Source organism: Acidithiobacillus acidisediminis, assembly GCF_023277115.1.
Lineage (GTDB): Bacteria > Pseudomonadota > Gammaproteobacteria > Acidithiobacillales > Acidithiobacillaceae > Igneacidithiobacillus > Igneacidithiobacillus acidisediminis.
Genome location: NZ_JALQCS010000001.1, coordinates 854,328 through 877,607, shown reverse-complemented (window position 1 = coordinate 877,607; position 23,280 = coordinate 854,328). Strand labels below are relative to the sequence as shown.

At 61.1% G+C, this 23,280-nt stretch carries 20 protein-coding genes, 1 other RNA gene and 1 pseudogene; 6 read left to right on the top strand and 16 right to left on the bottom strand.

Features of this window, described 5'->3' with window-relative positions; translation table 11 throughout:
* Position 1 precedes the first annotated feature (1 nt).
* The 3 genes from M5D89_RS04475 to M5D89_RS04465 all read right to left on the bottom strand — a co-directional run bounded on the left by M5D89_RS04475 (position 2) and on the right by M5D89_RS04465 (position 3,280).
* Entirely contained in the window at positions 2 to 1,090 is a 1,089-nt protein-coding gene (locus M5D89_RS04475; protein WP_248884657.1) for a glycosyltransferase family 9 protein, read from the bottom strand.
* A 199-nt stretch (positions 1,091 to 1,289) separates the two neighbouring features.
* On the bottom strand, positions 1,290 to 2,801 hold the full coding sequence (locus M5D89_RS04470; protein ID WP_248884656.1) for an MDR family MFS transporter: 1,512 nt from the start codon (positions 2,799 to 2,801) through the stop codon (positions 1,290 to 1,292).
* A 35-nt stretch (positions 2,802 to 2,836) separates the two neighbouring features.
* Positions 2,837 to 3,280 carry a MarR family winged helix-turn-helix transcriptional regulator gene (locus tag M5D89_RS04465; protein ID WP_248884655.1) on the bottom strand — a complete coding sequence of 148 codons (444 nt, stop codon included), beginning with the start codon at positions 3,278 to 3,280 and terminating at the stop codon, positions 2,837 to 2,839.
* A 188-nt stretch (positions 3,281 to 3,468) separates the two neighbouring features.
* Between M5D89_RS04465 and M5D89_RS04460 the strand changes: the two genes are divergently transcribed.
* Positions 3,469 to 4,125 carry a peroxiredoxin gene (locus M5D89_RS04460; RefSeq protein ID WP_248884654.1) on the top strand — a complete coding sequence of 219 codons (657 nt, stop codon included), beginning with the start codon at positions 3,469 to 3,471 and terminating at the stop codon, positions 4,123 to 4,125.
* Between the two features lie 59 nt (positions 4,126 to 4,184).
* On the opposite strand, the gene M5D89_RS04455 is transcribed toward M5D89_RS04460, so the two are convergent.
* Both M5D89_RS04455 and M5D89_RS04450 read right to left on the bottom strand, forming a co-directional pair.
* On the bottom strand, positions 4,185 to 4,514 hold the full coding sequence (locus M5D89_RS04455) for a nucleotidyltransferase family protein (RefSeq protein ID WP_248884653.1): 330 nt from the start codon (positions 4,512 to 4,514) through the stop codon (positions 4,185 to 4,187).
* Positions 4,501 to 4,704 (bottom strand): hypothetical protein, encoded by a 204-nt coding sequence (locus M5D89_RS04450; RefSeq protein ID WP_248884652.1) that lies wholly within the window; start codon positions 4,702 to 4,704, stop codon positions 4,501 to 4,503. The genes M5D89_RS04455 and M5D89_RS04450 overlap by 14 nt, the downstream gene beginning before the upstream one ends.
* A gap of 387 nt (positions 4,705 to 5,091) precedes the next feature.
* Between M5D89_RS04450 and chrA the strand changes: the two are divergent.
* Positions 5,092 to 6,102, top strand: a pseudogene (gene chrA, locus M5D89_RS04445) (chromate efflux transporter); the annotation flags it as partial.
* Here the strand turns inward: chrA and M5D89_RS14410 are convergent.
* The 8 genes from M5D89_RS14410 to secA all read right to left on the bottom strand — a co-directional run bounded on the left by M5D89_RS14410 (position 6,023) and on the right by secA (position 15,881).
* Complete coding sequence (locus M5D89_RS14410) at positions 6,023 to 6,718, bottom strand: DUF4276 family protein (RefSeq protein WP_431307170.1); 696 nt, start codon at positions 6,716 to 6,718, stop codon at positions 6,023 to 6,025. The pseudogene chrA and the gene M5D89_RS14410 sit on opposite strands and share 80 nt — an antisense overlap.
* Positions 6,718 to 7,923, bottom strand: coding sequence for an AAA family ATPase (locus M5D89_RS04440; protein ID WP_248884650.1), 1,206 nt, complete (start codon positions 7,921 to 7,923; stop codon positions 6,718 to 6,720). The genes M5D89_RS14410 and M5D89_RS04440 overlap by 1 nt, the downstream gene beginning before the upstream one ends.
* Before the next feature lie 231 nt (positions 7,924 to 8,154).
* Positions 8,155 to 9,246 carry a glycosyltransferase family 4 protein gene (locus tag M5D89_RS04435; RefSeq protein WP_248884649.1) on the bottom strand — a complete coding sequence of 364 codons (1,092 nt, stop codon included), beginning with the start codon at positions 9,244 to 9,246 and terminating at the stop codon, positions 8,155 to 8,157.
* Positions 9,243 to 9,962, bottom strand: a complete 720-nt coding sequence (locus M5D89_RS04430) for a polysaccharide deacetylase family protein (RefSeq protein ID WP_248884648.1) — start codon at positions 9,960 to 9,962, stop codon at positions 9,243 to 9,245. Before M5D89_RS04430 ends, M5D89_RS04435 begins: the two co-directional genes overlap by 4 nt.
* Positions 9,962 to 10,918 (bottom strand): glycosyltransferase family 2 protein, encoded by a 957-nt coding sequence (locus tag M5D89_RS04425; protein WP_248884647.1) that lies wholly within the window; start codon positions 10,916 to 10,918, stop codon positions 9,962 to 9,964. The genes M5D89_RS04430 and M5D89_RS04425 overlap by 1 nt, the downstream gene beginning before the upstream one ends.
* On the bottom strand, positions 10,911 to 11,909 hold the full coding sequence (locus tag M5D89_RS04420) for a Nudix family hydrolase (protein WP_248884646.1): 999 nt from the start codon (positions 11,907 to 11,909) through the stop codon (positions 10,911 to 10,913). Before M5D89_RS04420 ends, M5D89_RS04425 begins: the two co-directional genes overlap by 8 nt.
* A 3-nt stretch (positions 11,910 to 11,912) precedes the next feature.
* Complete coding sequence (argJ, locus tag M5D89_RS04415) at positions 11,913 to 13,130, bottom strand: bifunctional glutamate N-acetyltransferase/amino-acid acetyltransferase ArgJ (RefSeq protein WP_248884645.1); 1,218 nt, start codon at positions 13,128 to 13,130, stop codon at positions 11,913 to 11,915.
* Positions 13,131 to 13,139: 9 nt separating this feature from the next.
* Positions 13,140 to 15,881, bottom strand: a complete 2,742-nt coding sequence (secA, locus tag M5D89_RS04410) for a preprotein translocase subunit SecA (protein ID WP_248884644.1) — start codon at positions 15,879 to 15,881, stop codon at positions 13,140 to 13,142.
* On the opposite strand from secA, the gene M5D89_RS04405 reads away from it, so the two are divergent.
* Entirely contained in the window at positions 15,880 to 16,425 is a 546-nt protein-coding gene (locus M5D89_RS04405; protein ID WP_248884643.1) for a DciA family protein, read from the top strand. The two genes, secA and M5D89_RS04405, sit on opposite strands and share 2 nt — an antisense overlap.
* Here the strand turns inward: M5D89_RS04405 and lpxC are convergent.
* The gene (lpxC, locus tag M5D89_RS04400) at positions 16,362 to 17,279 is read right to left on the bottom strand and encodes a UDP-3-O-acyl-N-acetylglucosamine deacetylase (RefSeq protein WP_248884642.1); all 918 of its coding nucleotides are present in this window, start codon (positions 17,277 to 17,279) and stop codon (positions 16,362 to 16,364) included. The genes M5D89_RS04405 and lpxC overlap by 64 nt on opposite strands.
* A 149-nt stretch (positions 17,280 to 17,428) precedes the next feature.
* Positions 17,429 to 20,101, bottom strand: coding sequence for a cation-translocating P-type ATPase (locus M5D89_RS04395; RefSeq protein ID WP_248884641.1), 2,673 nt, complete (start codon positions 20,099 to 20,101; stop codon positions 17,429 to 17,431).
* 125 nt (positions 20,102 to 20,226) lie between these two features.
* Here M5D89_RS04395 and M5D89_RS04390 point away from each other — a divergent pair, with 125 nt between their 5' ends.
* Together M5D89_RS04390 and M5D89_RS04385 are read left to right on the top strand one after the other, a co-directional pair.
* Positions 20,227 to 20,847 carry a glutathione S-transferase N-terminal domain-containing protein gene (locus tag M5D89_RS04390; RefSeq protein ID WP_248884640.1) on the top strand — a complete coding sequence of 207 codons (621 nt, stop codon included), beginning with the start codon at positions 20,227 to 20,229 and terminating at the stop codon, positions 20,845 to 20,847.
* Complete coding sequence (locus M5D89_RS04385) at positions 20,847 to 22,556, top strand: AMP-dependent synthetase/ligase (RefSeq protein WP_248884639.1); 1,710 nt, start codon at positions 20,847 to 20,849, stop codon at positions 22,554 to 22,556. The genes M5D89_RS04390 and M5D89_RS04385 overlap by 1 nt, the downstream gene beginning before the upstream one ends.
* Before the next feature lie 24 nt (positions 22,557 to 22,580).
* On the opposite strand, the gene M5D89_RS04380 is transcribed toward M5D89_RS04385, so the two are convergent.
* Positions 22,581 to 22,847, bottom strand: a complete 267-nt coding sequence (locus tag M5D89_RS04380; protein WP_248884638.1) for a hypothetical protein — start codon at positions 22,845 to 22,847, stop codon at positions 22,581 to 22,583.
* A gap of 86 nt (positions 22,848 to 22,933) precedes the next feature.
* On the opposite strand from M5D89_RS04380, the gene rnpB reads away from it, so the two are divergent.
* Positions 22,934 to 23,279, top strand: an RNA gene (gene rnpB, locus M5D89_RS04375) — RNase P RNA component class A.
* Position 23,280 lies beyond the last annotated feature (1 nt).

The window sequence follows — 23,280 nt, the reverse complement described above, 5'->3', positions numbered from 1 at the left end:
CTTACTCCGCAATTTTTATAAAATGATTGATAGCCTTCATCAGCTCCTCGGCAGATGAACTTGTAAGTACGGTAAGATGAGGCACATGGTGATATGCTTCTAAATTGAGCCAGTGAAACAATGCCACGGTCGGCGTCCCCAGGGCTACAGCCATATGATAGGGACCAGAATCTCCGGAGACAAAAACGTCACAACTGGCGATGATTCCAGAGAGAACATCAAGCGAGCCCGTGCCAGCCAAATTCATTATGTGCCTCACCTGTCGCCAGCGCTGCCCATAAAGACGAATAAACTCCTCGTTAATTCCCCACTCGTTTACCGCGCCCGTCAAAAATAAGGAAAATGGCTTCTCAAAGGCGCTTGGATCCAATGCCTCCACAAGCAAATCAATATTTGGGCGTCTAGGTACAGCGTCAGAGGTACCACAACCGATGTTCAAGCCAATCCGCCATTCCCCGGGCTGACGAGGGTGCGCCGTCTGCCAAGCCCGCCCATCCTCGCCTACCCCGAGGGTAATCTGCTGGCCGTTGCGTTCTATGCCCAGGGCAGTCAAGGCCGCAAAATCCCGTTCGGTATAATCCATGGGATCCGGTAAACCCCGCGCTTGGGCATAACGCCTCAAACTCGGTCCGGCCAGATCATACAAGCAACCCCGTCCGGGTACCTGGGCCAGACCCACGGTAACGGCGCCCGGACTCTGGGCCCGGAGCACCCGCGCCGCAATGGAAGTCTCGATGCCATGGGCCTCATGGTCAACGATCAGGTCCGGCTGAATCTCCCGGCCCAGGCGCCGCAATGGGGGTAACAGCGTGCTCCAGCCCTTGGGACCCACCCCGCGCATCCCGGCAAAGCGCCCCTCGATCAGAGTTAGGAAATGGGCGCTACGCAAGAGATAGTGGCCCTGGATCAAGGATTCGCTGGGATAGCCCGGCCAGCGGGTTAGAAACAGCAGGTGTAGCTCGGCCTCAGGCCAACATCGATGCAGGGCCGCCCAAGCGGCAGAGCTGCGCAGGATATCGCCTACCCCGGCACTGTGGGACTTGATCAGCACAATGCGTTGGGGATCCTTCGTCAGCGAGCGACGGCTCAAAGAATCTCACCTCGCCCCGGTGCCCGGTGATTACGCGAAATCACCACGGGGCGACTCACGGCTGTGCACGTGAACTACGTCCAGCAACAAAGACAGGCATCCTTCTCTCCAACAGTCCCGATTGGTCCGCATCATAAGGGGAAGCCTGATCATTGTCATGAGCCGGCGCGTCAGATAGACCCGCCCCAAGGCATCTAACTCACTCCGCAACCACGGCCTCCACCTTCCCCGGGCCCCGGGGCGTGCGGATGAAGAGCAGCAGAGGAAATATCGCCAGGGTCAGGACCAGCATCAGCCAAAAATCGTCGATGTAGGCAATCATGCTCGCCTGACGCGTGACCTCGGCATTGAGCAGGGCCTGCCCCAAGCGCGTATGCAGGTCATACAGGCTGGCGACACTCCCGTTGGCAAAGCCCGGATTCTGAGGGTCCAGGTGGGCGGCAAGGCTAGCGTGGGCAGTCTGGGTGTTGCGGGTGAGCAAGGTCTCCACCAGGGAAATCCCGATGCTACTCCCCACATTCCGCACCAGACTGTAGATAGCGGTGCCACTGGCGCGCATCTCCGGGGCCAGGGTTGCAAAGGTCGCCGTGCTGAGAGGAACGAAGACCAGGCCAATGCCCAGGCCCTGCCACACCCCGGGCCAGATCACGTCGCCCTGGGTAATGACAAGACTGTAACCTTGCATTTGCCACAGGGAAAAGGCGGTAAAGCCAAAACCCACGGCCAGGAGCAGGCGGAGGTCTACCTTGCCCACCAAGCGCCCCACAATCAACATGGCGACCATGGTCCCCAGGCCACTGGGCGCCGTCACCCAGCCGGCATCCTCCGCCGTATAACCCATCAAATCCTGGAGCATGGTGGGAATCAGGGCGCGGGAGGCAAAAAGCACCAACCCCACGACAAAGATGAAAAACAGGCCCGTCACATAATTCCGGTTCAGTACCAGGCGATAGTCAAAAAATGCCCGTTCGGGATTGGAGCGCCAGGTGTGCCAAACAAAATACAGCCCGGCAAAGCCGGCCAGGTAGGCCTCTACCCAGATCTCCTTGGAACTGAACCAATTCAATTGCTGCCCCCGATCCAACAGCAATTGGATAGCCCCAATGGCCAGACTGAGGCTGATGAAGCCTGCCATGTCAAAGGGCGTATGGCGACGCTGATCCGCACGGGGAAAGGAGCGCAAGACGCCGAGGGTCGCGAGGATCCCGACGGGCACGTTGATGAAGAACACCCAGCGCCAGCCCAGGCTGTCGGTGAGCCAACCCCCAAAGGTGGGGCCGATGATGGGACCCACCATGACCCCCATCCCCCACATGGCCATGGCGGCGCCCTGCTTTTCCCGGGGATTGATGTCCAGCAAGGTCGTCTGCGCCAAGGGGACCAAAGCGGCACCAAAGGCCCCCTGAAACACGCGTGCCAAGACAATCTCCCCCAAAGAGGTGGAAATCCCGCACCACATGGAGGCCAAGGTAAAGCCGATGATGGATGCCAGCATGACATGCCGCTTGCCAAAGCGGTCCACCAACCAGCCAGTCATGGGTGTGGCGATGGCGGTGGCCACAATGTAGGAGGTCAGGACCCAACCGACCTGATTGAGGGTCGCCGACAGGCTCCCTTGCATATGGGGTAGCGCCACATTGGCAATGGTGCTGTCCAGGGTCTGCATGATGGTCGCCAACATGATCGAGAGGGTGATCAGGGGACGATTCAACGCCTCCCCAGCCCCGGTAGCGCTTGTCTGGGGGCTCATCGGGGGAGGGCGTGCAAGGCGTGCAGCAGCTGTTGCAGGGTCTCCGTACTGGTCGCCAGCAGGGCGGGATCGATGGCCGCCAGTTGTTCGCGACGAAAATCGGCGGCGATGCGCCGCACTTCGGCATAGACGCGCTCGCCCTCAGCTGTCAGAAACAGTTGGCGTATCCGACGATCTTCCAGGGCCATCTCCCGACGCACCAAACCCAGGCGCTGCAGGCGATCCACCATGGAGACCACCGTCGCTGGCTCCACCCCCAGGGCCTCCGCCAGGGCCCGTTGGGTCATTGGGGCCGCCGCCCGAGCCAACAAGGCCACACTCATCCAACCCGCCTGACTCAAGCCCAACGGCTTCAGCCGCTGGTCCAGGGCGTGGCGCCAGGCCCGCGCACTGTCATGCAGGGCCAGCGCAAAGGCTTCGTATATCGGGTCGGCGTTCATGGAGTGCGCCTTCGTATCACTGAATAGGAAGAAAGCTTATACTTAGATTTCTAATTAAATACAAGATGGCCCCTTCGGTATTAGACTTAGTATCAATTTAAACTATTTACAGTCACCATCCGATCCATTAGACTGTGCATGAGCACTAGCTGTTGTTTTCATCGGTTCTATCTTGAGGAGAGCGTTTCATGTCTATTCGTATCAATGACGTAGCCCCAGATTTCACCGTCGACTCCACCGCTGGGGAGTTGAACCTGCATCAGTGGATTGGCGACAGCTATGCCATCCTCTTTTCCCATCCCCGGGACTTCACCCCGGTCTGCACCACCGAGTTCGGCGCCGTGGCCCAGTTGGCCCCCGAGTTCGAGAAGCGCAATACCAAGGTCATGGGCGTTTCTGTGGATACCGTGGAAGAGCACAAAAAGTGGAAGCGGGACATTGAGGCGACGGCGGGCGCACCGGCTAATTTCCCCATCATTGACGACACGTCTTTGCATGTCTCCAAGCTCTACGACATGCTCCCCGCCGAGGCCTACTTGCCCGAGAAGCGTGACGCCAAGAACACCGCCACCGTGCGTACGGTCTTCATCATTGGACCGGACAAGAAGGTGCGCCTGACCATGTCCTACCCCATGTCCGTGGGCCGCAACTTTGCGGAGATCCTGCGGGCCCTGGACGCCATCCAAGCCACCGACGGCGTCCCCTTGGCCACCCCGGCCAACTGGGTTCCTGGTCAGGACGTGATCGTGGCCCTGTCCTTGACCGACGAGCAGGCCAAAGAGAAGTTTGGTGACATCGACATCAAGCTCCCCTACCTGCGTTTTGCCAAGGCGCCCAAGAAGTAAGCGCTTTCATCGCCCGAGTTGGAGAAAACCCCCAGTTCTGCTGGGGGTTTTTGTTTTCTTCACGATTCATCCTGCAGGACCACATACCCCGCCTCGATATTGCGCTGAAACGCTTCGGGCAGACGCGACCACAAATGCAGGTCCACCAGCATGGGCAACGCGCTGTTTTGCAGCGCTTCCTGAAGATTTATCCAGCCTGGGACCTCCTGGGTCAGATCCGCGGGATGGCGCAGAACCAAGTCCAGATCACTGCCTTCATGGGCGCCACCGGTAACGCGGCTGCCGTAGGCCCATACCTCGGCATGTGGCACCTCTTCTGCCAGCAAGGTTTGCAGGGTGCGCAGGTGTTGCGGCGGCATGAGTAGCCGCGACAGTTCAAGACGCGGCATCAAATACGGCCTGTATGGCGGGCGCCAGTTGCCGGACATCCTGCAAATACTGAGGCAACAACTTCAATGTTTCGTTGGCAAAGCCTTCGCCGTAGTCATGGGCCGTGCTGTTGCGGTTAGCGCGATAGGCGAGCAGGGCCTGCTCCAAAGTGTCTGCCGTACGCAAAAGGTGTTCTACATTCAGGGTCATTGTTATGCTCCGGTGCAGCCCAAGTGCTCGAGATGGGCCTGCCATATCCAGTCACGCCACACCATTTCCGGCGCTGCCCATGCGGCGCCCCAGGTAATCATTGCACTGGCAGCAGGAGGGCATCAACTGGGATCGCCAGTCTGCGCGTCCAAGTACCACCAAACCTCGTTCGATTTTCCTTTTGGGCAATACCAGCGATCTAGAGAGACTTTCTCGAGCGATTGACTCCAGACACGTTCTAGCGATAATTCCGATGCTTCCATCGACCGAGGTCTCTATGTCGCTGCCCGCTCCGGCGCTGCTTTCTTGGCTGGCTCCCGGTACCAGCAAAGGCTCCAGGATCGCAGCAGCTTTGCAGGCCATTCGGCGGACCGGGGTACCTCATCCATGACTACCCATCACCCTCCCAAAGTGGAGAGTCTCGCACAAATCTTCGGCGCCTCTCTGCGCCTGGGGCTGACAGCCTTTGGCGGCCCGGTCGCCCACTTAGGAAATTTTCGAGACGAATTCGTTCATCGGCGCCGCTGGCTGAGTGAAGCAAACTACGCCGACCTCGTTGCCCTGTGCCAATTCCTGCCCGGGCCCGCCAGCAGTCAGCTGGGCATGACCCTGGGGCTGCTGCGCCGGGGCTACCTGGGCGCACTATTCGCCTGGCTGGGATTCACGCTGCCCTCGGCGGTGGTGATGATCGCCTTTGCCTACGGCGTTACCCATCACGCCCAATTCCTCTCTAATGGCTTGCTCCACGGCCTGAAGATTGCTGCAGTGGCCATCGTCGCCCAGGCGGTTTGGCAAATGGGGAACAGTCTCTGTGCCAGTCGCGTTCGGATCACCCTTATGGCCATGGCTGCCGGATTTGCTCTTTTGCTACCAACGCCCATGGGACAGGTGGCCATCATCTTCGCCTCCGGGCTTTTGGGCCTGCTTCTGTTCCAGGCCGCAGCGTTACCGAGCGATACGCCCGCGCTGCCTTTTGCGATCAGCCATCGGGCAGGACTACTTTGGCTGATGGTCTTCTTTGCCCTGCTGTTAGGCCTGCCGGCGCTGGCAGCGTGGCTACCCCTGCCGGCCATAATGCTGATCAACGGCTTTTTCCGTGCCGGGGCCCTGGTGTTTGGCGGCGGCCATGTGGTGCTACCACTTCTGCAGAGCACGGTCGTCGACTCGGGCTGGATCAGCAATGGCACCTTTCTGGCAGGCTATGGTGCGGTGCAGATGGTTCCCGGTCCTCTCTTCACCTTCGCTGCCTTTCTGGGCGCGGCCATGAAGACCGCCCCCTCAGGTTGGATAGGGGGTCTAACGCCCTTGATCACCATCTTTACCCCTCCTTTTTGCTGGTGGCTGGGGTGCTACCTTTCTGGGAACGCTCGGGTAAGCAACTCGAGGTTGACGGGGATGCGGGTTGTGTCAGTAAGGATTCCACCCCATCGAGAAATACCTGGAAACTGCGCGAGCGGTTGGACTGAAGACCCAAGTGCGGCGCTATTCGCCGAGCAGCGTCAATTTTGGGATAGCTGCTTTTGTAGATGCCATGCCTCTTGAGAAAGCGATGCAAGGCCTCCCAGGAACCACCATTGTCGGGATTACGGAAAATGCCTTTTGTCGGATCCATTGAAGGCAAACCGGTGAATGCCTTACGCAATGCCACCGGGTCACCGATAAACCAGGATTCCAGTTCTTCAATGACGATGCGATTGACCACGAGAAACCGGCCATCCGGGCCGGGCACCGATTTAGTGCTCAACCCGACGCTCTTTGCTGTATCTTCCATCTGACGTTTAAGCGCTATGCAGTCATCTAGGTCACGATCTACCAGCACGACTATCCGCAAATCTTCGCTCTGGTCAATGCACCTCCGGTAAGCGGCCAGCCGTTGCGGAAGCACCTTGAGCAGCTTGTATTTGCTGCTCAGGTTAATGAGCTTCCACTGAGCGCGCCCATCTATCAATCGCGGTAGCAAGTGCTTCAACGCCTCTTCGGCGGACTGCTCCTCAACCAAGAATTCTATCCGCATCATTCGGCGTTTCCCATCACCAGGGGATCACCCACATCAAAATGGCCTTCCATCCAAAGCTCACCCAGCGTTGCGCCCTCCTTGAGAAAGTCGGCAATGCCGGGCATATCGGCAACCCGCCGCACTCTGGTGTACCCGTCAGCACCCCGGTAGAGCACACGCACCTCCTCCAGGCGCAGCGGATTGATGAAGAAAGGCGAGTGCGTGGTGACGATCAACTGGGTGCGGTCCGCCGCCTGCTGGCATTCCTCAGCCAGTTCCGGCAATAGGCGAGGATGCAGATAGTTCTCCGGCTCCTCGATGCCAACCAATTGCGGCGGAGCAGGATCGTAAAGCACGGACAGATAGGACAGCAACTTAAGCGTACCGTCAGAGGCGAAACGTGCCAGCACCGGCGTAGAGAATGGCGCATCCTTCACCAGCAACAGCAAGCGGCTATCCTGTAGCACTTCGGCCTGCACCCGCTCGATGCGGGGAATGCGCCGGCGCAGGGTTGCGAAGATCTGCTCGAGTCGCTCGGGGTGCTGTTCCCGCAAATATTGGATAACGTTCGGCAGATTGTCGCCCGTAGGCGAGAGCCGCTCCTCCCCGCCGGCCTCCGGATTACCGCGGGCGGCATCTGCCGACAGGTAAGATAGATGCCAACCGGTAATGAAGTTGCGTAGCGCGATGACGCGCGGATTTTCTGCCAACGTGCCCAGAGTGCTGACAGCGAGCACATCCGGTCCAGAAAGCGGTTTTTCGATACGCGTGTCGGTCGATTCCGGCGCATCTCCGGTTATGACTCTACCCGTGCCGTACTGATAGTCAAGAAAATGAAACGGCGCTGCCGGATGGCCACGCTTCCAACGCAGGAACTCCCGTGCCACCACCGGGCCCCTGGCCTTCTCCTCAATCTCCAAGTGATAGGTGATCAAAGGCGTTCTGGGCTTCTCGCGATACTGAAGCTCTATCACGATCGGTCCATCCTGATCCCGGCTGCGCAGTTCCTTGAAACGCCCCCGGCGATCCCAGGCCTTTCGCAGGCCATCGGTGAAGCACTCGGCCAAAAAGGCGAATACATCGAACACCGTTGACTTACCACTACCGTTCGGTCCGAGTAGCACGTTGAGCGGAGTCATCTTCTCCAGCGTGACATCCTTCAGCGCGCGGTAATTTCTGACTTGTAGGCGTTCAATGCGCGGTGGTTGGGCAACTGCGGTCATCAAAATTGCTCCAGAAATTGCTCTGGCATCTGCAATGCGCAGCTCGCCGGAGATGAGTTTAGGTAGCAGGCCATTACCGATTTCCTGAAATGTAGAGCCGTTGGCATTGTCTAGAATGGCATCCCCACTTTCCCAGCACCAGAGCGGCGTCGTTCTGTACCATGGTGTGCTTATCCTTTGTGTTAGGCGCTTGATTGACCGACGCTGACGACCGCACGCCGCTAGCAATGTTTACACTGGTGGTGGCTCGGCATCAAGGGATCGCAGAAGGGCGTGGGCAATCCGCTCTGCGGCAAAGGATTGGGCAAATAGCGAGCCACCGGCGCCTAGGCGCAGAGATTCGGTGGTATCCATGGCTAGAAGGAGGATGGCGTCACGCCACGCCGTGATATCGCCCGGAGGCAGCAAGAGCCCAGTCTGCCCCGGGACGAAGCTCTCGGGAATCCCCCCCATGGCGGCACCCAGGACGGGAGTGCCGCAGGCCTGAGCCTCCAGGCAGACGCGACCAAAGGTATCGGGCTCGATGGACGGCAGGGCCAGGGCATCCATGGCGCTGTACCAGGGAGTGACCGGCTGCTGCCAGCCCATCAGGTGATGTCCCGGCCGACCGGCCAGACGTTCGCGCAGCTCGGCTTCCTGGGCACCCCCCCCCAACCACAGGCCGTGTACCCGCGGATCGACGGCATGAGCGGCGTCCAGGGCATCGGCAAGGACAAAGACGCCCTTGCCGCGATGCCAAGCCCCGACAAAGCCCAGCACAAAATCCCCCTCGTCCAGCCCTAGGCCGGCACGCAACTGTCGCCGCGCCGCCTCGTTGCGGGTGAACTCCGCCAAGATCAGCGGGTTCGGGAGCAGCTCCACCCGCGCCTGCGGAAGCCCTTGGGCCACGAGCCGCTCGCGCAGATAGGTCGAAATCGCCACCAGGCGCAAGGGCCAGTGGGACAAGAGCCAACGGGTACTCGGGCGCAGACGCAGATCCATGTGCCGAAACAGGAGCAGAGGCACGCCTGCGGCACGACTCAATAGTGCCAGGGGCCAGTATTCCTTACTGAAGCTGCCAATCACCCACTGAGGACGAACCTGTCTCAGGGCGCGCCACAGGGCAGCCACGCCATCGGGATCCGCGCTGTTACGAAAGCGACCGTAATGCAGCTGTACCGCTGAGCCACGCAGGGCCTGGGCGATTTGACCCTGGGGATGCACCAGCGCATGCATCTCCACCCCGGCATCGGCGAGGGCACGGCAGAGGGTGATCATGTGGGTCTCGGTACCGCCACCGCCGGGATTGGTGCCCACCCAGAGCAGGCGCGGCGCAGGGCTCAATGACGGTCCTCGTGACGGGTGAGGAGCTGCAGGGGAAAGACGTGGGGGGCATGATGCCCGCCCACACTCACCCGCGGCAGGGACCAGAGGGGCTCGCCAGGCCGCGCCCGCCCCCGCCTGGTGCTCACGGCGCTGACAAAGCCAGCGGCCTGCGCCACAGCGATCTCCCGTGCACCTGCCTCACCATAGGGATAGCAGAATTGCTCCACCGGGCTGCCGAGCAGATCCTCCAAGTCCTCCCGGCTACCACGGATCTCGGCCTCCAGCTTCTCCGCCGGCAGCTGGGGCAGGTGGGGATGACTCCGGGTATGGGCGCCGATCTCCATCCCCCCCTCCTGCCACGCCCGCAGCGCCACCACATCCATCAGGGGCTTGCGCACCCCCAAGGCCTCGGCATCCCAGGCGTTGTATTGTCCGATCTGACCACTCACCACATAGCAGGTAGCGCCGAATCCCACGGACTGCAGCACCGGTAGGGCATGTTCCAGGTTATCCACATAGCCGTCATCAAAAGTAATCACGGCGACCTTACCGTCCCGCTCGCCGCGCAGCCAGGGCAGGGCCCGGGTCAGGGAGAGGCCCTGATAGCCCAGGCGACGCAAGAGCTGCATCTGGCGCGCAAATCGCCCCGGGCTCACGTAGAGCCCACGCAGCTTTACCCCCCGGGGTGCCCGGGCGATGTTGTGATACATGAGGATGGGGATGGGCCGCGCCATCACGGTTCCAGATTCACTCCCCGGCGGATGACGTAGGTGGTCTTGCCCTGGGCCTCGAAATAGATGCGGGAGAGCATCTCGCCCACGATCCCGGTATTGAGAAACTGCAGGCCGGCCAGGAAAAACAGGACCCCCGCGATGAGCATGGGCCGCCCGGAAATTGCCGCACCCTCGACGAACTTGTCGATAAAGAGATACACCAACATTCCTGAGCCCACAAACAGGGAAAAGAGCCCGATGACGCCAAAAAAATGCATGGGCCGCTGACTGTAGCCGAGAAAGAACTTGACGAAGAGCAGGTCGACCAGCACCCGAAAGGTGCGCGAAATGCCGTATTTGCTCTTGCCGGCGCGGCGCGGGTGATGGCGGACCGGCACCTCGACAATGCGGTCGGTGTAGGTCAGGGTGGACAGCCAGGCCGGGATGAAGCGGTGCATTTCGCCATAGAGGCGCACACTCTGCAGCACCGAGGCGCGATAGGCCTTGAGGGTACAGCCGTAGTCATGCAGGCGCACCCCCGTCAGACGCCGGATGAGGCGGTTGGCAATGCGCGATGGGATCTTACGCAAGAACAATCCGTCCTGACGATTCTTGCGCCAGCCCGCGACCACATCCAAACGCTCTTTCTGCAGACGCTCTGCCAGGGGCAGGATGTCCAGGGGATCGTTCTGTAAGTCGGCGTCCAGGGTCACGATCACCTCCCCCCGGGCGGCATCGATGCCCGCCTGCATGGCCGCCGTCTGCCCAAAATTCCGCTGTAGGTGCAGGACCTTCAGGGTCGGCGCCCAGTCTACCGCCGCCCGGTCCAGGGCCGCGGCACTGCCATCGCGGCTACCGTCATCGACGATGATGACCTCGGCATCGGCATCCCCCAGGGCCGCGCGCAGCGCTTCCACCAGGGGGGTGACGTTGTCGATTTCGTTGTACAGGGGGATCACGACGGAGAGTTCAGGCATGGGATTCCCAGGCAGAAAGAAAGGCTTGGGTGGCATGGGCCGGGTCTGCGGCCTCCAGGATTCCGGACAGGACCGCCACCCCCTGCGCACCCGCCGCTCGCGCCACGGCTACCCGCTCCGGCGTTAACCCACCCAGGGCGAGTACCGGCAGGGCGGCGGGAGCCACCCATTCGGCAAAGCGCTCCGGCCCCAGGGCCGCGGCATCGGGATGGGTCTGGGTGGCAAAAAGGGGCGAGAGCAAGGCATAGCGCGCCCCGAGCTGGGCAGCGCGCTCCAGGCAGGCTGGGGAATGGCAGGAGACGCCAAAGGCCCGCCCCGGCGCTTGGGACGCGCCTTGCATGCGGGCCTCGGTCCAGTGCAGCCCCGTGCAGGGCCATTCGGGTAAGGGCTCTGGATGGTTGAGAAAGACCTGCACGCCCTGGTCTTGCACCTGCTGTAAGAAGATTGGCAAGGCAGCCGCCAATTCTGGCGCCATGGCTTCCTTGATGCGCAAGACCACAGCGCGCAAACCCCCGTCGATGGCGGCCCTCAGGGCCGGGAGAAACCGCTCCGGCGCCACCCGCGCCGGGTCGGCGATGAGCCAGAGGGGCGGCTGCGGTAGCATCTCCGTCAATAACTTCGCCACCACGGGTAAATTGGGCGCCAGACAATCCAGGGCGGCAATTTCCCAGGGCTGCACCCAGCGGATCTGTTGCCCCTCGCGCCCGTAGGGTTCTTCATCCCAGGCCGTTACCCGAAAAAAATGCAGGGCGACGGTGCGCTCGGGGTAGGGGTGATCGCGGCGCAGGAAGGGCTCGGCCTGCCGCACGCGAATGCCAATCTCTTCTTCCAGCTCCCGCGCCAGGGCCGCCTCCGGGGCCTCCCCCGGCTCGATCTTACCCCCAGGAAACTCCCAGTAGCCGGGCCAGGGCTTGCCCTCGGGCCGCAGCGAAACCAGCACCCGGCCATCGGCGCGCTGCAACACCCCCGTCGCCACCGGGACTACCGCCATGACTCAGCTCCGATAATCGGCGTTGATACGCACGTAATCATAGGAGAGATCACAGGTCCAGATCTGTTCTTCCGCCGTGCCCCGGCCAAGGTCTACATGAATCGGAATCTCTGAACGCGCCATCACCGTCTGCCCCGCTGCCTCGGTATACTCCGGGTCGCGGGCGCCATCACGGACGATCTGCACCTGGTCCAGCCAGACCTGAATCCGATCTACCTCCAGGTCGGCCACCCCAGCGGAGCCAATGGCCGCCAGCAGACGCCCCCAGTTGGGGTCCGAGGCAAAGAACGCGGTCTTGATGAGGGGGCTGTGGGCCATACGATAGGCCACCTGCAGGCATTCCTCGGGACTGCGCCCGCCACTGACCCGGATTGGGATGAACTTGGTCGCCCCTTCCCCGTCGCGCACGATGGCCTGGGCCAGCTCCTGCGCCACCGCGGTGATGGCGTCCGCCAGGGCTCCAGCCTGAGCCAGACTCAGGGGCGGATTCCCCGCCGCCCCCGTCGCCATGAGGATGCAGGCATCATTGGTGGACATGTCCCCATCGACGGTAATGCGATTGAAGGAACGGTTCACCGCCTGTTCCAGGATCGGCGGCAAGGCCTCTGGCGCAAGGGCCGCATCGGTGGCGATGTAGGCCAGCATGGTCGCCATATCCGGGCGAATCATGCCCGAGCCCTTGGCAATGCCCGTCACCGTCACGGTCTGCCCCGCCACCTGTACCTGTCGCGATGCGCCCTTGGCGACGGTGTCGGTGGTGCGGATGGCCTCTGCCGCCGCCAGCCACTGATCCTCGCTCAAATTGTCTTGGCACTGGGGCAAAACCGCGGCAATCTTGCCAGCGAGATCTACCGGCTCGCCGATCACCCCCGTAGAGAAAGGCAGGACCTGCTCCGGCGCACAGCCGAGGGCTGCGGCCACCACCCGGCAGCTGTCCTCTGCGGCCCGCTGACCGACGCTGCCGGTGCCCGCATTGGCATTGCCGGTATTGATCACCAAGGCGCGAATGCCCTGCCGCGCCGCTAGATGGGCCTCGGCCACCAGCACGGGGGCGGCACGAAAACGATTGCGGGTAAAGACGCCAGCCACCTGGGTGCCAGGCGCCAGCTCCAGCAAGGTCAGATCACGCCGTCCCGCGTAGCGGATCTGCGCCTCGGCAACGGCAATCCGCACACCGGAAACTGGCAAAAGCACACTGGGGGGATTGAGGGCAACAGGCATGGCAATTTCTCAGTCGAGGCGACCACAACAGTGTTTGTACTTTTTCCCGGAACCGCAAGGGCAGGGTTGGTTGCGACCCACCTTGTGCGGCGCCTGAAAAGGCGCGGCTGCAACCGCACCGAGCGCAGCCACTGCGGGGAGGTCGAGATCTTCGTCCTGGGCCGAGCCGCCAGCGAGGTCGGGGTGTTGAAACACCAAACCCTGGGTGCTCGGGCGGTTGGGGAAGAGTGCGCTCCAGTCGATGGGTTCCGGCGCCGTTTCTGATACTGGGCTGACCTGCACATGGGCAAGGGTACTCACGATTTCCTCACGCACCCGTGCCAGCATGGCGTTGAAGAGCGTCAGAGACTCCCGTTTGTACTCCTGCTTGGGATTCTTCTGCGCATAGCCGCGCAGGTGAATTCCTTCGCGCAGGTGATCCATACTGGCCAAGTGGTCTTTCCATTGGCTATCCAGCACCTGCAAGGTGACGCTCTTTTCCAGGTGGCGAGCCATCTCCTCGCCCATCAGGCCCTCTCGCTCTTGCCAGCGGGCGTGTACATCCGTCAGGATCCGCTCTTGCAGGCCCGCGTGATTCAGCGTGCGATCCGCGGCAAGCCAGTCACCCACGGGAAATTTCTCGGCAAAGATCCGCTCCAAGGCGGTTTCCAAACCTTCGAGGTCCCATTGCTCTTCCATCACTCCGGCGGGCGCATAATCCTCGAGCAGGGCCGCGAGAACGTCTTCCCGCAGGCTTTCCACTTCGTTTTGGAGATTTTCGCTGTCCATGAAGGCGTTGCGCTGGGCGTAGATGATCTTGCGCTGCTCATTCGCGACATCGTCATATTCGAGGAGCTGTTTACGGATATCGAAATTGCGTGCCTCGACCTTGCGCTGGGCGTTTTCGATGGATTTGTTCACCCACGGATGTTCGATGGCTTCACCGGGCTTCATGCCCAGTTTCTGCATCAGCCCACCCAGGCGATCGCTACCAAAAATCCGCATCAGCGGATCCTCGAGGGAGAGGTAAAAGCGACTGCTGCCAACGTCGCCCTGACGCCCGGAACGACCGCGCAGCTGGTTGTCTACTCGGCGCGACTCATGGCGCTCGGTGCCAATGATGTGCAGACCGCCGGCGGCCAGGGCCTGCTCGTGTAGTGCCGCCCAACCATCCGTCAGGGCCTGGGCGCGACTTTCTTTTTCCTCAGCGGCAAGATTCGGATCGGCCTCGAGAAACTCGATTTGGTGTTCGACATTCCCACCCAGTTTGATGTCGGTGCCGCGACCCGCCATGTTGGTCGCAATGGTCACCGCGCCTGGCACACCCGCTTGGGCAATAATCTCCGCCTCCCGCTCATGTTGCTTGGCATTGAGCACGGAATGGGCGATCTTTTCCTGCTGCAAGCGATGCGAAAGGTATTCATTGTGTTCAATGGAAGTGGTACCCACCAGAACAGGCTGACCGCGCTGTTGACAATCGGCAATGTCGGCAATGATGGCATCCCATTTTTCCGCTGCCGTGCGATAGATTTGATCCGCAAAATCGCGGCGCTGAACGGGCCGATGGGTGGGAATGACGACCACTTCCAGCCCATAGATCTGATTTAGTTCAAAGGCCTCGGTGTCGGCGGTACCGGTCATTCCCGAGAGTTTTTCGTACATCCGGAAATAATTCTGGAAGGTGATCGAAGCAAGGGTCTGGCTCTCGTTCTGGATCTCCACCCCTTCCTTGGCTTCCACCGCCTGGTGCAGGCCGTCAGACCAGCGCCGCCCGGTCATCATCCGTCCGGTGAACTCATCGACAATGCAGACCTCGCCATCGCGCACGATGTAATCCGTCTCTCGCTTGTAGATGTGATGGGCGCGTAAGCCCTGGTTGAGGTGGTGGACCAGGCTGACATTCTGCACATCATAGAGGCTCCCCTCACGCAGGAGGCCGTTGTCGATCATCAACTGCTCGGCCTTCTCCACTCCTTCCTCGGTGAGCAGGACCTGCTTGGCCTTTTCGTCGATGCTGAAGTCTTCCTCCGCCACAAACTGCGGAATGAGCGTATCGACGCGGCGATAGAGATCGGTATTTTCCTCAGTAGGCCCACTAATGATGAGGGGTGTACGCGCCTCATCGATGAGAATGGAATCCACTTCGTCGATGATGGCGTAATGCAGGCCGCGCTGCACCCGCTCGGCCGGAGAAAAGGCCATGTTATCGCGCAGATAATCGAAGCCAAACTCGTTGTTGGTGCCATAGGTGATGTCGGCGGCGTAGGCGGCCCGCCGTTCTTCGGGGGAAAGATTGGCAATGATGGTTCCCACCGAGAGCCCCAGAAAGCGGTGTACCCGCCCCATCCATTCCGCATCGCGACTGGCCAGATAGTCGTTGACTGTCACCACATGCACCCCCTGACCAGAAAGGGCGTTGAGATAGGCCGGCAGGGTGGCCACCAGGGTCTTGCCTTCGCCAGTGCGCATCTCGGCAATCTTGCCCTCATGCAGCATGTAGCCACCGATCAGCTGCACGTCGTAATGGCGCATGCCCATCACCCGTCCTGCCGCCTCCCGCACTGTGGCAAAGGCCTCGGGCAGGACCGCATCCAGGGACTCCCCCTGCGCGACCCGCTCGCGCAGCCGTGCGGTCTGACCCTGCAACTCCGCGTCGCTCATGGCGCGATACTGGTCCTGCAGGCCATTGATCCGGGAAACGACACTGCGAGCTTTTTTGATCAGGCGGTCATTGCGACTGCCCACGACATGACGGATGATGGTTCCCAGCATGAATGCCAAAACTCTAAGTCAAAAAAATATGCCCGAGGGTAGCACGAAGCCGACGCGGGCGAAACGGCGCGCCCGCGATCAAGTAGGCCCGGCCCTGGCAGCACTGTTTCGCCATGGACAAGACTTGCAGCAGCGACAACAGGATTGGAACGCCCTGCTCAGCCTGGAAGCCCAGGAACGCACTTGGCTGATCGACTGGCGTGGTGGCGTGCTGCAGGTGTTGGTGGAAAGCGGCGTCTGGCTGGCGTGGCTGCGCCGCAATCAACGCCGGGTCTGCCAGCGCTGGAGCGCCCGCTTTCCGGAAGAGCCGGTGGAGCGGATCGAGGCGACGGTGCGGCCCTGGACCAAGCAAGCCAAGCTTCCTCCACAACCTATGCCGACCAGGGTGGAGGGGCCAGCCCCGCTGGCCTTACGGCAACTGGCGGCTACGAGCGAGGGTGCGCTCGGAACTGCCTTGCTGCGTCTGGTGGAAACCCTCGATCAGGCCGGTACTGCCGACAAGGAATCCACGAAGGAGAAGGGGGTGCGCTCCGGCGAAGCGTAGTCAATGTATTCCCAGGCATCTTCCCGCTGCAGCAATAAACGCAGCAATTGATTGTTCAGGGCATGGCCGGCCTTGTGTCCCGAGAAATGGCCGAGCAAGGGGTGGCCGAGCAGGTACAGATCACCAATTGAGTCGAGCACCTTGTGGCGCACGAATTCGTTGGCATAGCGCAGGCCGTCTTCATTGAGGACGCGATACTCATCCACCACGATGGCATTGTCCAGGTTGCCTCCCAGGGCCAGGCCCATGCGGCGCAGGGTCTCGACCTCACGCATGAAGCCAAAGGTGCGCGCCCGAGAAACTTCCTTCAGATAAGAGGTTTGCGCGAAATCGACGCTGACTTCCTGGCCGCCATTGCGGACCACGGGATGGTCGAAATCGATGGTAAAACTCACCTTGAAGCCATCGAAGGGCTCCAGGCGCACCCAGCGATCACCATCGCGTGCTTCCAGGGTCTTGGTAATGCGAATGAAGCGTTTGGGGGCGTTTTGTTCTTCCACCCCAGCACACTGGATGAGAAAGACGAAGGGGGCCGCACTGCCGTCCATGATCGGCACTTCAGCCCCATCCAGATCGACGTAGACATTATCGATCCCCAATCCGGCAAAGGCGGACATCAGGTGTTCGATGGTGCCCACCCGCAGGTCGCCTGCGCCAATGTTGGTGGACAGCCGGGTATCCACCACGTGCAGCGGGTCAGCCTTGATGTAGGCGTTTCCCAGCAGGTCGCTGCGATGGAAGACGATCCCGGTATTCACTGGCGCCGGACGCAATCCAAGGTACACCTTTTTGCCGCTGTGCAAGCCAATGCCGGTGCCCCAAATCATGTTTTTTAGCGTGCGCTGTTGAATCATTACCGTATCCGCGATCACCCGGATCGCCCTCCCATCTTTCTCCACGGCCAACCATACAACGAGTGTTGCGAAGATACAACTTTTCTCTGTCGCGCCAGTGTAACGCTACTCTCTGCGCCTGGGCAATCCATTTTGACAATCATTCATGATTAGCCGCTCCTATCCAGGAAATACTGCTCCAGCTCCATGAGCAGAAAGACGCCGCCGGCAATCAGAACAGCAATGCCCCAATGCCTGAGCGACAGGGAGTGGCTATGAAAGATCTGCTGCAAAACCGGTAAATACAGGAAGCCGAGCTGCAGCAACAGAAGTACCAGCAAGGCAAGCCAGCTGACCGAATTACGAAACAGACTGCGCCACGCCGAAACTCCACTGCGCAGGTGACGAACATTGAACAGGTAAAAAGCTTGGCACAGAACGAGGGTGGTGACCGCCATGCTGCGCGCCGTCTCCGTGCCCAAGCTCAGGGCGATTTCCTCATAGAAGGTGGCCATACTGGCACCAGCAATGCTCAAGGAAACGAGAATGACACGGAGAAAAAAGCGCCGATCGAGAAGAGTCACCTGGGGATTGCGCGGCGGGCGTTCCATGATGCCAGCTTCCGCTGGTTCAAAAGCGAGACTCAGGGCCAAAGTAACGGCAATCAGCAGATTGACCCAAAGGATCTGCAGCGGCAGGAGTGGCAACTGTAGACCAGCAACGACGACAAGGAGCATGACCAGGCCCTGGGCACCATTGGTGGGCAGAATGAACAGGATCGCCTTGCGCAGGTTGTCGTAAATCGCACGACCTTCCGCCACGGCGCTCGCGATGCTGGCAAAATTGTCATCGGCCAGCACGATATCCGCCGCCTCCTTGGCCGCCTCACTTCCCTTCACCCCCATGGCAATGCCGACATCGGCGCGCTTGAGGGCAGGGGCATCGTTGACTCCGTCGCCCGTCATCGCTACCACCTCTCCTTGCGCCTGCAAGGCCTCGACCAGGCGCAATTTGTGTTCTGGACTGGTACGCGCAAAAACCTGGGTGGCCAGCACCGCCGCCGCTAGGTCGGCGGGTGCAATGCGGTCAATCTCTTTCCCCGTCAGTACCTGTGGCACCTGCCCAGCAAAGAGCCCCATTTCCTGCCCAATCGCCAGCGCCGTAGCGGCATGATCGCCGGTGATCATCTTCACCTGAATGCCGGCGCGCCGGCACTCGGCAATCGCGCTAATGGCCTCGGGGCGGGGCGGATCGACCATCCCAACCAATGCCAACAGGGTGAACCCCTGTCCCAAATCCTCGAGACGCAGATGTTCCTGAGTAGAGGCTGCCCTGTGCGCCAGGGCCAGCACCCGCAATCCGGCGCTGCCCATTTGCTGCATCTGCCCTTGCCAAAAGACGGGGTCGATGGCTTGCTCTGTGCCATCCGCCTGCAGTACCCGTGAACAGCGTTCGAGCACGCGATCCGGGGCCCCTTTGAGCAGGACACGGCGCTCCCCATGGGGGCATTGCACCAGGACGGCCATAAACTTATGGCTGGACTCGAAAGGGATAGCCCCCAGCCGCCGGTAGCCCTGTTCGGGAAATCCGGCCTTGGCGCCCAGGGCACGCAAGGCGCCCTCGGTGGGTTCCCCCACGACGCGCCAGACCCCATCCAGCTCCTGTAAACTGCTGTCGTTGGCTAGGCTCAGCACCTCCAAGGCGGCATAGCGAGCGACATCCTCGCCCTCCGCGCCAGCCAGAGTCCCGACCGGTGCATAGCCCTCGCCGGTCGCTTCATAAAAGGCAGCGAGGGTACGAAGACCACGGGCGAACATCTCATTGCGGGTCAGGGTACCGGTCTTGTCGGTACAGATGACGGACACCGAACCCAGGGTTTCGATGGCATTCAAGCGGCGGGTGATGACACGGCGGCGCGCCATGCGCTCGACGCCGATGGCGAGGGTGATCGTGAGGATCGCTGGCAACCCTTCTGGAATGATGGCAACAGCGAAGCTGATGACCGCCAGAAACAGCTCGAATGGCGGCAGAGATTGGCGCGCTAGACCAAACCCCACCATCCATAGCGAAAGAATCAGAACCAGCAGCGCCAGAGCCTTGCTGAAGCGTTGCATCTGCCGCGTCAGCGGCGTCTGGATGCTTGGCACCCCCTGTAACAATCCCTGAATCCTGCCGATCTCCGTGGCGCTGCCGGTGGCAATAACCAGTGCCTCGGCCCGCCCTGCCTGCAGGTAGGAACCGGCATACAACAAATTGTGACGATCGGCGAGGGGGACATCCCCGGCGATGATCGCGGGAGATTTATCGCTCGGCAGGGATTCGCCACTGAGCAGGGACTCGTCGGCCCGCAACCCCAGGGCCGTGAGGATGCGCAGATCGGCAGGAACGCGATCCCCCGAACGCAGGCGCAGGATATCTCCCGGCACCAGTTCTTCCGCATCGACGGTCTGCCACACCCCATCGCGGCGCACCGTGGCTTGCAAGCGCAGAATCTTGCGGATTGCCGCCAAGGCATTTTCTGCCTTCCCTTCCTGCAGGGCGCCAATGAGGGCATTGAGGAACAGCACGGCAAAGATCACCGTGCCGTCGAGCAAGTGCCCAAGGAGCAACGTCACCAGAAAGGCCGCCAGCAAGACATAAATCAAAGGGTCACGAAACTGCCGCAAAAATTGGCCCAACCAGCTGGGTCGCGGCGGCGTGGGCAAGCGATTGGCGCCCCATCGCTGCAAGCGTACTGCCGCTTCCTCCGCAGTCAGCCCCTCCAGTCGGCTATCCAGGGCATCGAGCAATACGCTGCTGTCGAATCGATAGGGGGCCGCCATCATGGCCGTCTGGTCACCCAATTTCCACGCTCCCCAAGCTCGCCTTGCCGACCCCGCCCATTCCCGCACAAGTTCTGATACACTTGCGGTTTACTGAATCATTGCGGCGACTCCACCCCACTTTACTGTTCCCGAGGATCCTTTGTATGGCAACACCGAGCAACAAAAAGACCCTGATGACCCTCTATTCTGCGCAAGATTGCGTCTTTGCGCACCGCGTGCGTTTCGTGCTGGAAGAAAAGGCCATGGAATACCAGGTCGTCGACGTTGATTTCGCCGACAAGCCCGACGACCTGCTGGAATTGAATCCCTATGGCGAGGTCCCCACCCTGGTAGATCGTGACCTCTCAGTAATGGAGTCCTTTCTGATCATCGAATACCTCGACGAACGCTTCCCCCACCCCCCCCTCATTCCCGTTGATCCCATCTCCCGCGCCCGCGTGCGGGTGGGCTTGACCCAGATGGATCGCGACTGGTTTAACCCGCTCTTCCGCCCCGGTCACAGCGCCGAAGAGCAGCAGCAGGCGAAGGACTCCCTGCGTCGTTCCCTGGCGCAACTCAGCACCCTGTTCAGTCAGCAACGATATCTGTTCGGCGATGAACTTTCCATTGCCGACTGCGCTCTGGCACCGCTCCTCTGGCGCCTGCCCAGCCTGGGCATCGAGATCCCGAAAGGGGCAAAGGCGACCCAGGATTACATGACGCAGGTCTTCGCCCTGGAGAGCTTCCAACGCAGTCTGACCCCGGCCGAAAAAGCTCTGCGCTGATGGGGCTTTCGGTAGCCGGTCTGGCGAGCCTGCCCGCCGGTCTCTTCGCCCGCTGCCAGCGCAACCCAGACGGACCCATTGCCTGGACGCGGGCGGGGGAGAAGTTTCTGCCCCTACGCGCCACAGATTTTGCCGACAGGGTGCGTCGGCGTGCCCGTGCCATGCTGCGCCTGGGCATTCGCCGCGGTGACCGCGTCTTGCTCATGGCTTCCAACTCGGTGGACTGGGCCTGTTTCGACTTTGCCATTCTCAGCATCGGCGCCATTACGGTACCCCTCTATAGTAGCTTTGGCGCACGCGAGATCCACTACGTGCTGGGGGACTGCAGCCCCAGCTTGGTACTGCTGCAAAACCTCGAAATGTACCATCGCTTGGATCCCCAATCCTGGGGCGTAGATCGAGAGCACCTGTTTCTGCAATACCCGGAGGGTGATCTGCAGAGCTGGGCGTCCCTCGAAGAACTGGGCAGCGACAGTACCGTGGCGTTGGCCGCCGAGCAGAACGAAATCCAACGCCAGGACCTCGCCAGTATCGTCTACACCTCGGGCACCACGGGCTGGCCCAAGGGCGTGATGCTGAGTCACGGAAATTTTCTCAGCAATATCGAGGGATTCCTGAACCTCGTGCCGCTGCGCGCAGGACAGCGCCTGCTCTCCGTCCTGCCCCTCAGCCACGTCTTCGAGCGTGCCACGGGCCACTTTGCCGGCTATCTCTTGGGGCTGGAAATTGCCTATGCCGAGCGCCCGGACACCGTACTGCGTGACCTGCATGCCATCCATCCCGATCTTCTGATTGCCGTACCGCGCATCTTTCAGGTGCTGCAGGAAAGAGCGCTACGGGCGCTGCAGGAACGCCATGACTGGTTGGGAAAATTTCTCCGCCGCGGAATCGGAATCGAAGGGAAGGAACCCGCCGCCTGGCAGTCGGCCCTCAGCCGCCGCGTGCTGCGTGCGCAAATGCGCAAGAAACTCGGTGGACGATTGCAGTACTTTGTTTCTGGTGGTGCTGCCCTCGACCCCAAGATCGCACAATTTTTTCTGCACTTGGGCCTACCCATTCTCGAAGGATATGGCATGACCGAAGCGAGCCCGGTCATCGCGGCCAATCCCCTCAGCGCCATCCACCCAGGCAGCGTCGGCAAGCCGTTGCCCAATCTGGAACTGCGTATCGCGCAAGACGGGGAAATCCTTGTACGCGGCCCCTCCATCATGCGCGGCTACTGGAACAACGATGCGGCAACACGAGAGGCGCTGATCGATGGCTGGCTATACACCGGTGACATGGGCGAGCTCGATGCCGATGGCTACCTGCACATCACGGAGCGCAAGAAGGAACTGATCGTCAACAGTGCGGGGGAAAACATTGCCCCGCAAAAGATCGAGATGCGCCTCTGCAGCCAGCCTTTAATCGCTCAGGCGGTGGTCTTCGGCGATCATCTTCCCTACCTTGTCGCCCTGCTCTACCCCAATCCAGAAATCGTGCAGTCGCTGCTGGGGGAAAATCCCGAGCAGCGTAGCCTGGAAAGAGCACTTCGCCAAGCCATGGATCAAGCCCTCGCTGGCCTCCCCAGCTTTGAACAGGTGCGGCGCTTTGCCATCCTTCCCGCCCCACTGAGCGAGGCTACCGGCACCCTCACGCCAACCCTGAAAGTAAAAAGGCGCAGGGTGGCGGAACAATTTGCCAGCGAACTGGCCGAGCTGCGCTGTTAGGCCCGGCCCGCACAACCCCCCGTCTTAGTCCCCCATCCGTCCGTGTTTATTCACGGACGCACTATGGCCCCAGGCCTCCAGATTCTGTACCTGCACCCCCACCCACCAATAGGCGGCGACGCTATCTTTGCCATGGCCACCGACCAAGACCTGGCCCGGCGCCAGATGCACATGCTCGAGCAGCTGTCGCGCCGCGTCCCGGCTGCGAAATACCGACCACGCCACCACACGCTCCATCGGAGCAACCGAAGGGAGCTCCCGCGCCTCATCGAGAAATCCATCATTGATCATCGTATTTCCTCCTCTATCTCGCTTCTCTCCTAGTATAGTGCGCGCATTGAGTTGTGTGCGGACGCAAAGTGCGTATAGTGCGCCCTGGAGTGAGCCAGACGACCGCCGCGGAGCAATCCGGGGAGGAAAGTCCGGGCTCCACAGGGCAAGGCGCCGGCTAACGGCCGGGAGGCGTGAGCCTACGGAAAGTGCCACAGAAAACATACCGCCCAAGCGTGCAAACGCCGGTAAGGGTGAAAAGGTGCGGTAAGAGCGCACCGCGCTCCCGGTAACGGGAGTGGCAGGGTAAACCCCGCCCGGAGCAAGACCAAATAGGCGCACCATGCTGTGGCCCGCAGCGTGCGCGGGTAGGTTGCTGGAGCCACTCCGTAAGGGGTGGCCTAGAGGAATGGTCGTCCACGACAGAACCCGGCTTACCGGCTCACTCCACTTT

Coding starts and splice junctions, on each gene's coding strand:
- M5D89_RS04420 (WP_248884646.1), bottom strand. CDS start 11,909: ATGGCGGTAGTCCCGGTGGCGACGGGGGTGTTGCAGCGCGCCGATGGC.
- M5D89_RS04390 (WP_248884640.1), top strand. CDS start 20,227: ATGGCAACACCGAGCAACAAAAAGACCCTGATGACCCTCTATTCTGCG.
- M5D89_RS04440 (WP_248884650.1), bottom strand. CDS start 7,923: ATGACCGCAGTTGCCCAACCACCGCGCATTGAACGCCTACAAGTCAGA.
- M5D89_RS04450 (WP_248884652.1), bottom strand. CDS start 4,704: ATGACCCTGAATGTAGAACACCTTTTGCGTACGGCAGACACTTTGGAG.
- M5D89_RS04430 (WP_248884648.1), bottom strand. CDS start 9,962: ATGGCGCGGCCCATCCCCATCCTCATGTATCACAACATCGCCCGGGCA.
- M5D89_RS14410 (WP_431307170.1), bottom strand. CDS start 6,718: ATGCGGATAGAATTCTTGGTTGAGGAGCAGTCCGCCGAAGAGGCGTTG.
- argJ (WP_248884645.1), bottom strand. CDS start 13,130: ATGCCTGTTGCCCTCAATCCCCCCAGTGTGCTTTTGCCAGTTTCCGGT.
- M5D89_RS04385 (WP_248884639.1), top strand. CDS start 20,847: ATGGGGCTTTCGGTAGCCGGTCTGGCGAGCCTGCCCGCCGGTCTCTTC.
- M5D89_RS04455 (WP_248884653.1), bottom strand. CDS start 4,514: ATGCCGCGTCTTGAACTGTCGCGGCTACTCATGCCGCCGCAACACCTG.
- M5D89_RS04465 (WP_248884655.1), bottom strand. CDS start 3,280: ATGAACGCCGACCCGATATACGAAGCCTTTGCGCTGGCCCTGCATGAC.
- M5D89_RS04460 (WP_248884654.1), top strand. CDS start 3,469: ATGTCTATTCGTATCAATGACGTAGCCCCAGATTTCACCGTCGACTCC.
- secA (WP_248884644.1), bottom strand. CDS start 15,881: ATGCTGGGAACCATCATCCGTCATGTCGTGGGCAGTCGCAATGACCGC.
- M5D89_RS04425 (WP_248884647.1), bottom strand. CDS start 10,918: ATGCCTGAACTCTCCGTCGTGATCCCCCTGTACAACGAAATCGACAAC.
- M5D89_RS04380 (WP_248884638.1), bottom strand. CDS start 22,847: ATGATCAATGATGGATTTCTCGATGAGGCGCGGGAGCTCCCTTCGGTT.
- lpxC (WP_248884642.1), bottom strand. CDS start 17,279: ATGATTCAACAGCGCACGCTAAAAAACATGATTTGGGGCACCGGCATT.
- M5D89_RS04405 (WP_248884643.1), top strand. CDS start 15,880: ATGAATGCCAAAACTCTAAGTCAAAAAAATATGCCCGAGGGTAGCACG.